The organism is Novosphingobium anseongense (assembly GCF_037482895.1).
In the GTDB taxonomy this organism is placed as follows: domain Bacteria; phylum Pseudomonadota; class Alphaproteobacteria; order Sphingomonadales; family Sphingomonadaceae; genus Novosphingobium; species Novosphingobium anseongense.
The window spans coordinates 831,386-845,073 of sequence record NZ_JBBHJZ010000001.1 but is presented as its reverse complement, the minus strand read 5'-3'; the positions used below and the strand labels follow the sequence as shown (position 1 = coordinate 845,073).

The 13,688-nt window shown below is 64.0% G+C and carries 13 protein-coding genes; 8 read left to right on the top strand and 5 right to left on the bottom strand.

Features of this window, described 5'->3' with window-relative positions; all coding sequences use genetic code 11:
* Positions 1-86: 86 nt before the first annotated feature.
* On the bottom strand, positions 87-1,373 hold the full coding sequence (gene eno, locus WG901_RS04085) for a phosphopyruvate hydratase (RefSeq protein WP_339585730.1): 1,287 nt from the start codon (positions 1,371-1,373) through the stop codon (positions 87-89).
* A gap of 181 nt (positions 1,374-1,554) precedes the next feature.
* On the opposite strand from eno, the gene WG901_RS04080 reads away from it, so the two are divergent.
* The 5 genes from WG901_RS04080 (at position 1,555) to WG901_RS04060 (ending at position 3,440) form a co-directional block, all read left to right on the top strand.
* The gene (locus tag WG901_RS04080) at positions 1,555-2,043 is read left to right on the top strand and encodes a hypothetical protein (RefSeq protein WP_339585729.1); all 489 of its coding nucleotides are present in this window, start codon (positions 1,555-1,557) and stop codon (positions 2,041-2,043) included.
* A 24-nt stretch (positions 2,044-2,067) separates the two neighbouring features.
* Positions 2,068-2,454: a phage holin family protein gene (locus tag WG901_RS04075; RefSeq protein WP_339585728.1), complete on the top strand. Its 387-nt coding sequence runs from the start codon at positions 2,068-2,070 to the stop codon at positions 2,452-2,454.
* A complete protein-coding gene (locus WG901_RS04070; RefSeq protein ID WP_339585727.1) occupies positions 2,454-2,750 on the top strand; it encodes a hypothetical protein in 297 nt (98 codons plus the stop codon). The genes WG901_RS04075 and WG901_RS04070 overlap by 1 nt, the downstream gene beginning before the upstream one ends.
* Complete coding sequence (locus tag WG901_RS04065) at positions 2,743-3,150, top strand: hypothetical protein (protein ID WP_339585726.1); 408 nt, start codon at positions 2,743-2,745, stop codon at positions 3,148-3,150. Before WG901_RS04070 ends, WG901_RS04065 begins: the two co-directional genes overlap by 8 nt.
* Before the next feature lie 68 nt (positions 3,151-3,218).
* Entirely contained in the window at positions 3,219-3,440 is a 222-nt protein-coding gene (locus WG901_RS04060; RefSeq protein WP_339585725.1) for a DUF4170 domain-containing protein, read from the top strand.
* A 73-nt stretch (positions 3,441-3,513) separates the two neighbouring features.
* Here WG901_RS04060 and greA read toward each other — a convergent pair whose 3' ends face one another.
* The 4 genes from greA to carA all read right to left on the bottom strand — a co-directional run bounded on the left by greA (position 3,514) and on the right by carA (position 9,025).
* On the bottom strand, positions 3,514-3,990 hold the full coding sequence (gene greA / locus WG901_RS04055) for a transcription elongation factor GreA (RefSeq protein WP_339585724.1): 477 nt from the start codon (positions 3,988-3,990) through the stop codon (positions 3,514-3,516).
* A 104-nt stretch (positions 3,991-4,094) separates the two neighbouring features.
* Positions 4,095-7,418, bottom strand: coding sequence for a carbamoyl-phosphate synthase large subunit (gene carB / locus WG901_RS04050; RefSeq protein WP_339585723.1), 3,324 nt, complete (start codon positions 7,416-7,418; stop codon positions 4,095-4,097).
* Positions 7,419-7,432: 14 nt separating this feature from the next.
* Positions 7,433-7,819, bottom strand: coding sequence for a hypothetical protein (locus tag WG901_RS04045; RefSeq protein WP_339585722.1), 387 nt, complete (start codon positions 7,817-7,819; stop codon positions 7,433-7,435).
* Between the two features lie 21 nt (positions 7,820-7,840).
* Entirely contained in the window at positions 7,841-9,025 is a 1,185-nt protein-coding gene (carA, locus tag WG901_RS04040) for a glutamine-hydrolyzing carbamoyl-phosphate synthase small subunit (protein WP_339585721.1), read from the bottom strand.
* A gap of 157 nt (positions 9,026-9,182) precedes the next feature.
* Here carA and WG901_RS04035 point away from each other — a divergent pair, with 157 nt between their 5' ends.
* The 3 genes from WG901_RS04035 to rpoD are packed head-to-tail and all read left to right on the top strand — an operon-like array spanning position 9,183 to position 13,577.
* Entirely contained in the window at positions 9,183-9,635 is a 453-nt protein-coding gene (locus WG901_RS04035) for a GatB/YqeY domain-containing protein (protein ID WP_339585720.1), read from the top strand.
* Between the two features lies 1 nt (position 9,636).
* The gene (gene dnaG, locus WG901_RS04030; protein ID WP_339585719.1) at positions 9,637-11,550 is read left to right on the top strand and encodes a DNA primase; all 1,914 of its coding nucleotides are present in this window, start codon (positions 9,637-9,639) and stop codon (positions 11,548-11,550) included.
* Complete coding sequence (rpoD, locus tag WG901_RS04025; protein WP_339585718.1) at positions 11,550-13,577, top strand: RNA polymerase sigma factor RpoD; 2,028 nt, start codon at positions 11,550-11,552, stop codon at positions 13,575-13,577. The genes dnaG and rpoD overlap by 1 nt, the downstream gene beginning before the upstream one ends.
* Positions 13,578-13,688 lie beyond the last annotated feature (111 nt).

Below are 13,688 nucleotides of genomic sequence, written 5' to 3'. Positions count from 1 at the left end.
GTTAGACCCGCTGCGCCAGAAAAGCGATTTCGCGATATAGGCTCCGGCGACGGCCCCGGCAATCGACCGGGACCGTTCCGGATCGATCAGGCGCTGAGACGGCCGAAGGCGCCTTCGCCGGCATAGACCGCCGCGTCGCCCAGCTCTTCCTCGATGCGGATCAGCTGGTTGTACTTGGCAAGCCGGTCCGAGCGGGCGAGCGAGCCGGTCTTGATCTGGCCGCAGTTTGTCGCGACCGCCAGGTCGGCGATCGTCGAGTCCTCGGTTTCGCCCGAGCGGTGCGACATGACCGCGGTGTAGCCGTTGCGCTGCGCGATCGAGACCGCCTCGAGCGTCTCGGTCAGCGTACCGATCTGGTTGACCTTGACGAGCAGCGAGTTGGCCAGGCCCTTGCCGATCCCCATGGTCAGGCGCTTGGGATTGGTGACGAACAGATCGTCGCCGACGAGCTGAACCTTGCCGCCGATCTTGTCGGTCAGCGCCTTCCAGCCTTCGAAGTCGTCCTCACCCATGCCGTCCTCGATCGAGATGATCGGGTAGGCGGTGGTGAGGTCGGCGAGGTAGTCGGCGAACTGGACGGGGCTCAGCGAAAGGCCCTCGCCCGAGATCTCGTACTTGCCGTTCTTGAAGAACTCGGTCGAGGCGCAGTCGAGCGCGAGCTGGATCTCGCTGCCCAGCTTGAAGCCGGCCTTCTCGATCGAGCTGGCGACGAAGTCGAGCGCGGCGCGGGTCGAGGCGATGTTGGGGGCGAAGCCGCCCTCATCGCCCACGGCGGTCGACAGGCCCTTCTCGTGCAGGCCCTTCTTGAGCGTGTGGAAGATCTCGGCGCCCCAGCGGACGGCTTCGGCCAGGGTCGGCGCGCCGACGGGCATGACCATGAATTCCTGGAAATCGATCGGGTTGTCGGCGTGCTCGCCGCCGTTGATGATGTTCATCATCGGCACGGGCAGGACGTGGGCCGAAACACCGCCGACATAGGCGTAGAGCGGCAGGCCGCGAGCGTTCGCGGCGGCTTTGGCAATCGCCAGGCTGGTGCCGAGGATGGCATTGGCGCCGAGGCGGCTCTTGTTCTCGCTGCCGTCGAGCGCGATCATGGTCAGGTCGATGTCGCGCTGGTCCTCGCCGTCGAGGCCGATCAGCGTGTCGCGGATCTCGCCGTTGACGGCGTCGACCGCCTTGAGCACGCCCTTGCCCAGATAGCGCGACTTGTCCCCATCACGCAGTTCGACCGCTTCGTGTGCACCGGTCGATGCGCCAGAAGGCACAGCAGCGCGGCCGAAGCTGCCATCGTCGAGCAGGACATCGACCTCGACCGTGGGGTTGCCGCGGCTGTCGAGGATCTCACGGCCATGAATGTCGATGATGGCGGTCATGCTTGTTCTCCTGGATAATCGCACCGCGAAGGGCTTTCGGCGGTCCTTAGCAGGGGAACCTTGGCAGGCAAGCCGCGTTGCAGCTTTGTCGGGCGACTTGTGTTACATTGGTCGCATAGACCGCAGAATCACTCTGGCTGCTGATTTCGGCCAGACAGGCGCCGCAAGGAGGATGGAAGACATGGACGAAACGCTCGCAAACCCGACCAGCACGGGCGAGAAGCCGGCCAAGGAACGTTTCGCCAAGGCGATCGAAGAAGCCAAGGCTGGTGCACAGGCGCTCGGCAAGGAAGCTCAGGAGCGCGCGGATCTCTATCGCGACAAGGTTACCAGCACGAGCGGCGAATGGACGGCGCAGGCCAAGGAAAAGGCCACGTCCTATGCCAACGAAGGCAAGGCCAAGGCGAGCGAAGGCATTGCTGCGGTCAGCAAGCTGGTCACGGAGAACGCTGGGCTGATCGATGAGAAGGTCGGCGTCAAGTATGGCGACTATGCCCGTTCGGCCGCGCAGTCTTTGCAGGACGTTTCGGCCCGTCTCGACGCCAAGGAGCTCGACGAACTGGCCGAGGAGGCCAAGGAGTTCGTCCGCAAGAGCCCCGGACTTGCCATCGGCATCGCTGCGGTCGGCGGGTTCCTGCTGGCACGTCTGCTGCGGGGATCAAACGACTAACGCCTTCGCCCGGAGGCGTTTTAGATGAGCAATGAAGAAGAGCAGCCGCCTCTCGCCGGTGGTGAGGCGGCTCGCCATAGACCTCTCGAAGATGATCTGCGCACGCTGGTCGATCGCGGCCTGGCTTTCGCCCAGGCCGAGGCAGCACTTCAACAGGCGCGCGCGGGCTATGCGGTTGGGCGAATCAAGTGGATCGCACTCCTGGGCGGGCTGGCGCTCGTCCTGGCGTTCTTCGCGCTGGTCGCGCTGACCGTGGGACTGGTATTCGGGCTGACCCCGTTGATCGGCGCGCTTGGCGCGACTGCTGTGGTATTTGCAGGATTGCTGATCGCTGCTGGAATTGTCGCAGCGATCGCGGCCGGTCAGTGGCGTTCGATGGTCGCTACATTGTCGAACCGGAGCGATGGATGATGGCCCTTCCGCTCGAACAGGCGAAAGCCGAACGCAACGCCGCGTATAGCGCCTTCCAGAACCAGCTTGCGCAGGTTCAAGAGGACCTGGCCATGCGCAGCATCGGCGGCCGCATCGCCGACCGCGCAAGCGAGGCGATGGCCGATGCCGCTGAAGTGGCGAACGAGAACAAAGGCGTCATCGCGGGAACCATCGGGGCTATCATCCTTTGGTTCCTGCGGGGCCCGATCATAAACCTGGTCGCCGGCCTCTGGGCCGATGACGACGAGACCGAAAGGAAGGCCGACGATGACTGAATCCAATGTCGTGAAGCTGCCGGAGGCCAAGGCCAAGGCTGAGGAAGCGGGCAAAGCCGTCGTCGATTTTGCGCGCGAACATCCCGGTTTGATCGTCGCCGGCGGCGTGGCGCTAGGTCTGGTCGCAGGCGCACTGCTGTCGCGCGGCAGCGGGCGTAAGCTGGCCCGCCATGCGCTGACTCTTGCCGAAATGGCCGGCACGGCGAGCGTGGCCTTCGGCCGTCAGGCGATCGAGCGCGCGGAAGATGCGGGCGAAGGTCTGCGCCGTCAGGGAGAGGCTCTTGCCGACAAGGCCGGAAAGCTCAAGGCACCCGCAGAGGATGCGGTCGATCAGGCCAGCGATGCCGCGCAGCGGTTGCTGCACAAGGCCGTCGAACTCGCCGGAAAATTGCGCCGCTGAGCCCTTGCTCTTCGCACCTGCACAATAGTAGAGGGACGGCCTCTTTTCCTTCCCCAGGACTATAGACTATGCAGAAACTTCATCTCGTGATGGGAGGTCGAGTCAGCGACCCGCAGGGCCTCGACTTCGTCAATCTCGATAATCTCGATCTTGTTGGCGTCTATCCGGACTTTGCCTCGGCCGAGGATGCCTGGCGCGGCAAGGCACAAAGCACGGTGGACGATGCCGAAATGAAATACGTGATCGTGCATCTGCACCGGCTGCTCGAGCCCGAGCTGCCTGAGGCCTGAAGCACCAAAGGGCGCCCCATGGGCTCCCAGCACGCCTTCCTTCCCGCAGCGCGGGAAGGAAGCTTGCCTCGCGTCAGATGAACTCGATCTGGTTCACGACGTAAAAGCGGTCGCCGGACGGAACGGTAACTTCCACCTCATCTTCGACCCTACGGCCGATCAAGGCCTTGCCCAGCGGCGAATTATAGCTGATGCGACCGATCTTGGCATCGGCCTCATAGGGGCCGACGATCTGATAGCGCACGGGCTTGTCGTCGTCGTCGAGCAGCGTAACCGTTGCGCCGAAGATGATCCGATCACCCGAAAGCGTAGCCGGATCGATGATGTTCGCACGGCTGATCTTGTCCTCGAGATCGCCGATCATCGCCTCAACCTGGCCCTGACGCTCCTTGGCGGCATGGTATTCGGCATTCTCGGAAAGGTCGCCGTGGGCGCGCGCTTCCTCGATCGCGTCCACGATCCGAGGCCGTTCCTCACGCAGCGCTTTCAGCTCGGCAGTCAGCTTCTCATAGCCTTCCGCCAGCATCGGCAGCTTCTCGACACTCGCCATATTCGTTCTACCTCCTGGTCGCCCCCTCATTGGCGACTGCTCTCCCGTCCCGTTCCACCTGGGAAACGGGCCGACCATTCGGATGTCCGGGAGAGCCTGTTGTATCAGCTATAATAGGCTTGCAACGAACGCACTTCAAGTTGGCTCCCGCGAAGCGCGGCTATCGCCTCCGCGGCGGCCACCGAAGCTGCCGCCGTGGTGAAATAGGGCACCTTGCCGGACAGCGCCGAAGCACGGATCGATTGCGAGTCCTTGTGGCTCTGCCAACCTTCGGTCGTGTTGAAGATCAGCGTCACTTCGCCGTCGATGATGCGATCGACGATATGCGGGCGGCCCTCGGCCACCTTGTTCACCAGTTCGACCGGCAGACCGGCGTCGGCTAGGTAGCGCTGCGTGCCGCCCGTGGCGATGATCGTGAAGCCGAGCTCGATCAGCTTGCGCACCGCCGGCAGGATCACCGGCTTGTCGCTGTCCTTGACCGAAACGAAAGCCGTGCCGCTCTGCGGCAGGATCGTGCCCGCACCGATCTGCGATTTGGCGAAAGCGGTCGCAAAATCACGATCGATTCCCATGACTTCACCAGTGGACTTCATCTCCGGCGAGAGCACAGGATCGACCCCGGGGAAGCGCGCGAAGGGGAAGACCGCCTCCTTGACCGCCATATAGTCGAGCTCGCGCTTGAACGGTGGGAAGGTGTTGAGCTTCTCGCCGGCCATGACGCGCGCGGCGATCTTGGCGACGGGCTGACCGATCGCCTTGGCGACGAAAGGCACGGTGCGCGAGGCGCGCGGATTGACCTCGATCAGGTAGACCTCGCCGTCCTTCACCGCGAACTGGATGTTCATCAGGCCCTTGACGCCCAGGGCCTTCGCGAGAGCCTCGGCCTGACGCTCCATCTCCTCGACGATTTCGCCGGGAAGATTGTAGGGCGGCAGGGTGCAGGCGCTGTCGCCCGAGTGGATGCCCGCTTCCTCGATGTGCTGCAGAACACCGGCGACGACGACTTCGTCACCATCGCAAAGCGCATCGACATCGCATTCGATGGCATCGCGCAGGTACTGGTCGATCAGCACGGGGCTGTCTCCCGAGACCTGAACCGCCGTGGTGATGTAGTCGTCGAGTTGCTGGACCGAATCGACGATCTCCATCGCACGGCCGCCGAGCACATAGCTCGGCCGCATGAGCACCGGATAACCGATTCGCGCAGCCACGGCGACGGCCTCGTCGCGGCTGCGGGCGATGCCGTTGGCCGGCTGCTTGAGCTTGAGCTTCTCAACGAGCGCCGCGAAGCGCTCGCGGTCCTCGGCAAGATCGATCGCGTCAGGCGACGTGCCGAGGATCGGAATGCCCTCGTCTTCCAGTGCCTGGGCCAGCTTGAGCGGCGTCTGCCCGCCGAACTGGACGATGACGCCGACGAGTTCGCCGTTCTGCTGCTCGACACGCAGGATCTCGAGCACGTCCTCGGCCGTCAGCGGCTCGAAGTAGAGCCGGTCCGAGGTATCGTAATCGGTGCTCACCGTCTCCGGGTTGCAGTTGATCATGATCGTCTCGTAGCCGACATCGGCCAGCGCGAAGCAGGCGTGAACGCAGCAATAGTCGAACTCGATGCCCTGGCCGATGCGGTTGGGACCGCCGCCGAGAATGACGATCTTGCGGCGATCGCTGGGCATGGCCTCGTCCTCGGGCTCGCCGAACATCGGCGCCTCGTAGGTCGAATACATGTAGGGCGTGACCGCCTCGAACTCGGCCGCGCAGCTATCGATCCGCTTGAACACGGGATGGACGCCGAGTTTCTTGCGCAGTTCGCGCACTTCCTGCTCGGTCGTGGCGCCGGCAAGGCCCTTGATGGCATCGTGGAGCAGGCCGTGCTTGCGCGCACGTGTCTCGCCGAGGCCGCCAGCCACATGGACCGAACGCACGGCCAGCTTGGCGAGCCGCTTGTCGGAGAAGCCCATGGCCTTGAGACGGCGCATCTCGGCCGGATCGATCGGCAGGCCCTCGGTGGAAATCCGTGCCTCCTCGGCGACGATCTCTTCGATGTGCCGCAGGAACCAGGGATCGTAATGCGTGATCGCGTTGATGTCCTCGACCGAAAAGCCCTCACGGAAGGCCTGACCGACGACGAGCAGGCGATCGGGCGTCTGGCGCGCGAGCGCCGCGGTGATCTGATCGCGGCTCGCGCCTTCGAGCTCGATCACGCGGTTGAAGCCGTCGAGACCGGTCTCGAGACCACGCAGCGCCTTCTGCAGCGATTCCTTCAGATTTCGGCCGATCGCCATGACTTCGCCGACGGACTTCATAGCCGTGCTGAGCAGCGGCTCGGCACCTTTGAACTTCTCGAAGGCGAAGCGCGGGATCTTGGTGACGACGTAGTCGATCGACGGCTCGAAGCTGGCCGGGGTGGCCCCGGTGATCTCGTTGGTCAGCTCATCGAGCGTGTAACCGATCGCGAGCTTGGCGGCGACGCGTGCGATCGGGAAACCCGTTGCCTTCGAGGCCAGCGCCGACGAGCGCGACACCCGGGGGTTCATCTCGATGACGATCAAGCGGCCATCAGCGGGATTCACCGCGAACTGCACGTTGGAACCGCCTGTTTCGACACCGATTTCCCGCAGGACCGCGATCGATGCATTGCGCATGATCTGGTATTCCTTGTCGGTCAGCGTCAGCGCCGGGGCGACGGTGATCGAATCGCCGGTGTGGACGCCCATCGGGTCGACGTTCTCGATCGAGCAGATGATGATGCAGTTGTCGGCGCGATCGCGCACGACTTCCATCTCGTACTCTTTCCAGCCCAGCAGGCTTTCCTCGATCAGCACTTCGGTGGTCGGCGAGGCGTCGAGGCCCGAGCGGACGATCTTCTCGAACTCGGCCTTGTTGTAAGCGACACCGCCGCCGGTGCCGCCGAGCGTGAAGCTCGGACGGATGATCGAGGGCAGTCCCGTACGCTCGAGCACGGCGAAGGCCTCGTCGACCGTATGCGCGACGCCCGAACGCGCCGATTCGAGGCCGATCTTGTCCATCGCCTCGCGGAAGCGCTGGCGATCCTCGGCCTTGTCGATGGCATCGGCATCGGCGCCGATCATCTTGACGCCGTACTTCTCCAGGGTGCCGTCGTTGAACAGTGCGAGCGCGGTATTCAGCGCAGTTTGGCCACCCATCGTCGGCAGGACCGCGTCGGGGCGCTCCTTCTCGATGATGCGCGCCACGATCTCCGGCGTGATCGGCTCGACATAGGTCGCGTCCGCCATGTCGGGGTCGGTCATGATCGTGGCGGGATTGGAGTTGACGAGGACCACACGGTAGCCCTCCTCCTTCAGCGCCTTGATCGCCTGGGTGCCCGAATAGTCGAACTCGCAGGCCTGGCCGATGACGATGGGTCCCGCGCCGATGACGAGGATCGAGGAGATGTCGGTGCGCTTGGGCATGGCTGTCCTAAGTCTTACTGTTCGGTGAGCTTGGCGAAGGCGGTTTCCCAGAACTCGGGACCCGCGGCCTTGGCCTGCTGGAGAATCGGATTGCTGTCCTGCTCGGCCTTGAGAAAGGCCTTGTAGGCGGGTTCCTGGAACTGATGCATCGAACCGCCGAACTCGTTCTGCTTGGTCGAATAAGCGCCGGCCTCGATCAGCTTGTCGATCAGCACGATCGCTGCCGCCTTCGACTTCGAATGGACCTGGCGGCCGAACTTGCGCGTCGCGACCTGCACCTTGTCGGCGAAGATCAGGGTCAGTTCGCCATGCGGATAGAACCGCGGCGCGGCGCTGAACTGCGCCGCGTCGGTCGCGACGTAGTAGGCGTAGACGTGCTGTTCGAGTTCGGTGAGGCTCATTGTCTTATATCCTCCTGGAATTCACGCCTGCGTGGTTTCGGGCTTCAGCATGCCGACGAACCGCTCGAACAGGTAGAAGCTGTCCTGCGGCCCCGGGCTCGCTTCGGGGTGATACTGCACGCCGAAGGCCAGCTTGTCCTTCACTGCGATGCCGCAGTTCGAGCCGTCGAACAGCGAGACGTGGGTCTCGATCACGTTGTCGGGCAGGCGCGTGTTGTCGACCGCGAAGCCGTGGTTCATCGAGGTGATCTCGACCACGCCGTCGAACAGCCGCTTGACCGGATGGTTCGCGCCGCGGTGGCCCTGGTGCATCTTGGTCGTGGTCGCGCCGGCGGCGATGCCGAGCATCTGATGGCCTAGGCAAATGCCGAAGATCGGAATGTCGCGATCGAGCAGAGCCTGGATCGTCGGCACGGCATAGGCGCCGGTGGCCGCAGGGTCACCCGGGCCGTTAGACAGAAATACGCCGGCGGGTTCGAGCGCGAGGATTTCTTCGAGCGAGGTCTGCGCCGGAACGACCGTGACGCGCGCGCCGGCCTTGTCGAGATTGCGGAAGATGTTGTCCTTCGCGCCGTAGTCGATCGCGACGACGTGCGGGCGGGCATCGCGCGGGGAACGGGCATAGCCCTTGCCCAAGGTCCAGATGCCGCCTTCCCAGCCCTCGTACTTGCCGCGCGAGACGACGCGGGCAAGGTCCATGCCTTCGAGGCCCGGCCAGTCCTGCGCGCGCTTGATCAGCGCGGGAATGTCGAAATTGCCCGCGGGATCGTGCGCGATCACCGCGTTGGGCGCGCCCGACTGACGGATGCGGCGAGTCAGCGCGCGGGTGTCGATACCGGCGAGACCGATCTTGCCCTTGGCCTTGAGCCAGTCGCCGAACTCGCCGCGCGAGCGGAAGCTCGACGGGGCGGTGACGTCCTCGCGCACGACGCAGCCGACCGCACCCTCGACCAGCGATTCGAGATCCTCGTCGTTGACGCCGACATTGCCGATGTGCGGGAAGGTGAAGGTCACGATCTGCGCGGCATAGGAGGGATCGGTCATCACCTCCTGATAGCCGGTCATCGCCGTGTTGAAGCAGACCTCGCCGACCGACTGGCCGACGGCGCCGAAGCCCCGGCCCCAGGCGACCTGGCCATCGGCGAGGACCAGAACGCCGGTTGCGCCTTTGGGTTGTGGCGCGTGCGAAAGGGCGGCGTCGGCCATGATAGGGGCGCTCCGTTTAAGGGTTTCCGGCGATAGGTGCTAAGGGGCGGCGGCTAGACCCCGAGGCCTGTTCCGTCAACCTAGGAAAAGATCAAATCCCTCCCTAAGATGGACCGTTCCGCCGCCGAGTGCGGCAATTCACGGGAATCCAAGAAAAATGCTCCGCGACTCGATCAAGGCCGCGCAGGTCTCTGCCATGAAATCGGGCGACAAGGGCCGCCTTGCCGCCGTCCGCCTCATCCTTGCCAAGCTCAAGGACCGCGATATCGAACTGCGCACCGCCACGCAGACGCCCGACGACGACGTGCTCGTCGTCGAAGTCCTGCAGAAAATGGTCAAGCAACGCCGCGAATCGATCACGCTCTATGAGCAGGGTGGCCGTCAGGAACTCGCCGATGTCGAGAAGGCCGAGCTCGAGGTGATCGAGACCTTTCTGCCGCAACAGCTCAGCGAGGAAGAAACGCGCGCGGCGATCGAAGCGATCAAGGCCGAACTCGGTGCCACCGGCGTAAAGGACATGGGCAAGGTCATGGCCGAGCTCAAGGCACGCCACGCGAGCGAGCTCGACATGGGCAAGGCCAGCGGTTGGGTGAAGGAGGCGCTAGCCTGACATGAGCCTCTCGCCCCAATGGCTTGATGAACTGCGCTCGCGGATCACGCTTTCGAGCGTGGTCCAGCGGACGACGCGGCTCACCAAGGCGGGGCGCGAGTTCAAGGCCTGCTGCCCGTTCCACAACGAGAAGAGCCCTAGTTTCTACGTCAACGACGAGAAGGGTTTCTACCACTGCTTCGGCTGCGGCGTGCACGGCGATGCCATCCGCTGGATGACCGACCAGCGCGGCCTGTCCTTCATGGACGCGGTCAAGGAACTCGCGGCTGAGGCCGGCATCGACGTGCCCGCACCCGATCCGCGCATGGCCAAACAGGCCGAACAGCGCGATTCGCTGCACGACGTCATGGCAGCGACGCAGGCGTGGTTCGTCGAGAGCCTGGCGGCCTCCGAAGGCACGAAGGCGCGCGCCTATCTCGCCACACGCGGGTTCGACGCGCATACGCTCCAGCGCTTCGGTTTCGGCTATGCGCCCGAAGCTCGTCAGGCACTCAAGGGTGCGCTGAGCCAATTTCCAGAGGCCAAGCTGATCGAGGCCGGCCTGCGCATCGCGGTCGACGACAAGGAGCCCTACGACCGTTTCCGCGGCCGCCTGATGCTGCCGATCGAGGACGCGCGCGGGCGCGTCATCGCCTTCGGTGGTCGCATCCTCGACAAGGACAAAAAGGATGCGCCCAAGTACCTGAATTCACCCGACACCCCGCTCTTCGACAAAGGTCGCACGCTCTACAACCTGCACCGCGCCAGCCCCGCCTCGCGCCAGACTGGACGGGTGATCGTGGTCGAGGGCTACATGGACGTCGTCGCGCTTTCGGCCGCGGGCTTCCATGAGAGCGTCGCGCCCTTGGGTACGGCGCTGACCGAGCGGCAGATCGAGATGCTCTGGCGGCTCGTCGAGACGCCGATTCTCTGCTTCGACGGCGATGCCGCCGGCCAGCGCGCGGCGATGCGCGCGGTGACTCGCGCCCTGCCCTTGCTGCGCCCCGCCCATTCGTTGCGGATCGTCCGGATGCCTTCGGGGCTCGACCCCGACGACCTGATCAAGCGCGACGGCCCGCGCGCGATGGAGGACGTTCTGAGCAAGGCGCAGAGCCTGCTCGATACTCTGTGGGAGCACGAACGCGACTCGGTCCCGCTCAACACTCCCGAGGACAAGGCCGGGCTCAAGGCGCGTCTGCTCGCGCATGTCGAGACGATCGCCGATCAGGACATCCGTGGGCTCTACAAGCGCGAACTGATGGATCGCTTCTCCGAGTTCGCCTATCCGCCCCGCCAGCCTCGCGATCAGGGATCCTGGCAGAGCAATGGCCAAGGCCAGCGCCGCGACTCAGGCAAGTGGCGGGACAAGAACCGCTCGCCCTTCGCCGGCCCTTCGCCGAGCGGCAACGCGGCGCGACTGCGTCATGCGACGAGCGGCGGCGCGCGCGACGCGCTGTCGGCGGCGATCCTCGTCGGCCTCATCCGCTTCCCCGGCGAAATTGCGCGACATGCCGAGGCGCTTGCCCGCTGCCCGGGGCTCGATCCGCGCTTCGACCTGCTGCTCGATGCCAGCGATCACGGCCAAGCGCTTGAAAGCGATATGCTTGCCACCATATTGGTACGGCAAGGACAAGCGATGCCCTCCTCGATGGACTATGGCGGCATGCGTTTTGGTTTCCTGAGCCTCGATGCGACACCGGCACAGGCCTGCGCAGAAATGGCCCAGGCTATCGAACTGCTGGTCGAGCGTCCGGCGCTGGAAACCGCGCTAATGGATGCGACCGAGCGGTTAAATCGCGAGTTTACCGATGAGGCCTATGCCGAGCAGCAACGTTTGCTGAAGAGAAAACTGGAATTTGAGTCGCGTCTCGGGCAAATGGCGAGCGCGCGTGCGGCTTTGCCTTCGGGCGATGCCTCTAAAACCATGGCGGAATGATGGATCTCGATCAAAACGAAGACATGCAGGGCGACAAGGGTGACGGCGGCGACGCTCCCCTGATCGATCTCAACGATGCCTCGATCAAGAAGTTGATCGCGCGCGCCAAGCGACGCGGCATCATTACTTACGACGAACTCAACGAAGCGCTGCCGCAGGATATGTCCTCGGATCAGATCGAGGACATCACCTCGGCGCTGAACGAGATGGGCGTGAACATCGTCGAGAGCGACGAGGACGCGGTCGATCCCGAGGACAAGCAGCAGGACGAGGAAGCCGAAGACAGCGACGGCATGTCCGAGCGTCCAGCGCTCGAGAAGAAAAAAGAGACGATCGAGCGCACCGACGATCCGGTGCGCATGTATCTGCGCGAGATGGGCGCGGTCGAGCTGCTCAGCCGCGAAGGCGAGATCGCCATCGCCAAGCGCATCGAATCGGGTCGCGACACGATGATCCTGGGCCTCTGCGAGAGCCCGATCACCTTCCACGCGATCATCCAGTGGTCCGAGGCGCTCAACAACGGCGAGATGCAACTGCGCGAGATCCTCGATCTCGACGCCATGCTCTCGAAGGAGCCCAAGCCCGAGAACCTCACCGAGGACGGCGAGGAAGACAACGGCGAGATCAGCGAAGCCACGGCCGGCCCTTCCTACAAGGAAGAGGAAGAGCCCGAGGAAGAGGAAGCCACCGACGGCGAAGAGGACGAGGACGGCATCGAGCGCCGTGCGCGTCGTCCCGTCGAGGAAGAGGAAGAGGACAACACCCTCAGCCTCGCGCAGATGGAAGCACAGCTCAAGCCCGAAGCGCTCGAGAAGTTCGCCAACATCACCGACCTGTTTCGCAAGTTCGAGAAGATCCAGGGCGATCGCCTCGACGCGATGGGCCTGGGCAACGATTTCCCCGCGGCCAAGGAAAAGCAGTACCAGCAGCTGCGCGAGGACCTCACCGCGCAGGTCGAGTCCGTGCAGTTCCACGCGACCAAGATCGAGTTCCTGGTCGACAACCTCTATGCCTTCAACCGGCGCCTGACCGCGCTCGGCGGCCAGATGCTGCGCCTAGCCGAACGCCACAAGGTCAACCGCAAGGACTTCCTCGACAGCTACATCGGGCGCGAGCTCGATGACAACTGGCTCAAGGACATGTCCAAGAAGGACAAGAAGTGGAACGCCTTCGCCGAGAACGAGGCCGATCCGGTCGAGCGCATCCGCTCGGAAGTGTCGGACATCGCCTCGGCCACGGGCATGTCGCTCCCCGAGTTCCGTCGCATCGTCAACATGGTGCAGAAGGGCGAGCGCGAGGCGCGTATCGCGAAGAAGGAGATGGTCGAGGCCAACCTGCGTCTCGTGATCTCGATCGCCAAGAAGTACACGAACCGCGGCCTGCAGTTCCTGGATCTCATCCAGGAGGGCAACATCGGCCTGATGAAGGCGGTCGACAAGTTCGAGTACCGCCGCGGCTACAAGTTCTCGACCTATGCGACCTGGTGGATCCGTCAGGCGATCACCCGCTCGATCGCCGATCAGGCGCGCACGATCCGTATCCCGGTCCACATGATCGAGACGATCAACAAGCTGGTCCGCACGAGCCGCCAGTTCCTCCACGAGCAGGGCCGCGAGCCCACGCCCGAGGAAATGGCCGAGCGTCTGTCGATGCCGCTCGAGAAGGTTCGCAAGGTGATGAAAATCGCCAAGGAGCCGATCAGCCTCGAAACGCCGATCGGCGACGAGGAGGATTCGCACCTCGGCGATTTCATCGAGGACAAGAACGCGATCATCCCGGTCGACGCGGCGATCCAGGCGAACCTCAAGGAAACGGTCACCCGCGTCCTGGCTTCGCTGACCCCGCGCGAGGAACGCGTGCTGCGCATGCGCTTCGGCATCGGCATGAACACCGACCACACGCTCGAGGAAGTCGGCCAGCAGTTCTCGGTCACGCGCGAACGCATCCGCCAGATCGAGGCCAAGGCGCTGCGCAAGCTCAAGCACCCGAGCCGGTCGCGCAAAATGCGGTCGTTCCTCGACCAGTAATTTTTCCAGACCAGCGGGAACCGTTCGAGCGCATCCGACGTTTCATCATTGGTCAGAGAATGGAAATCACGAGAAAGGCAGGCTCCGCAAGGAGGTCGCCTGGACGGAGCC

Coding starts and splice junctions, on each gene's coding strand:
- eno (WP_339585730.1), bottom strand. CDS start 1,373: ATGACCGCCATCATCGACATTCATGGCCGTGAGATCCTCGACAGCCGC.
- WG901_RS04080 (WP_339585729.1), top strand. CDS start 1,555: ATGGACGAAACGCTCGCAAACCCGACCAGCACGGGCGAGAAGCCGGCC.
- WG901_RS04075 (WP_339585728.1), top strand. CDS start 2,068: ATGAGCAATGAAGAAGAGCAGCCGCCTCTCGCCGGTGGTGAGGCGGCT.
- WG901_RS04070 (WP_339585727.1), top strand. CDS start 2,454: ATGGCCCTTCCGCTCGAACAGGCGAAAGCCGAACGCAACGCCGCGTAT.
- WG901_RS04065 (WP_339585726.1), top strand. CDS start 2,743: ATGACTGAATCCAATGTCGTGAAGCTGCCGGAGGCCAAGGCCAAGGCT.
- WG901_RS04060 (WP_339585725.1), top strand. CDS start 3,219: ATGCAGAAACTTCATCTCGTGATGGGAGGTCGAGTCAGCGACCCGCAG.
- greA (WP_339585724.1), bottom strand. CDS start 3,990: ATGGCGAGTGTCGAGAAGCTGCCGATGCTGGCGGAAGGCTATGAGAAG.
- carB (WP_339585723.1), bottom strand. CDS start 7,418: ATGCCCAAGCGCACCGACATCTCCTCGATCCTCGTCATCGGCGCGGGA.
- WG901_RS04045 (WP_339585722.1), bottom strand. CDS start 7,819: ATGAGCCTCACCGAACTCGAACAGCACGTCTACGCCTACTACGTCGCG.
- carA (WP_339585721.1), bottom strand. CDS start 9,025: ATGGCCGACGCCGCCCTTTCGCACGCGCCACAACCCAAAGGCGCAACC.
- WG901_RS04035 (WP_339585720.1), top strand. CDS start 9,183: ATGCTCCGCGACTCGATCAAGGCCGCGCAGGTCTCTGCCATGAAATCG.
- dnaG (WP_339585719.1), top strand. CDS start 9,637: ATGAGCCTCTCGCCCCAATGGCTTGATGAACTGCGCTCGCGGATCACG.
- rpoD (WP_339585718.1), top strand. CDS start 11,550: ATGGATCTCGATCAAAACGAAGACATGCAGGGCGACAAGGGTGACGGC.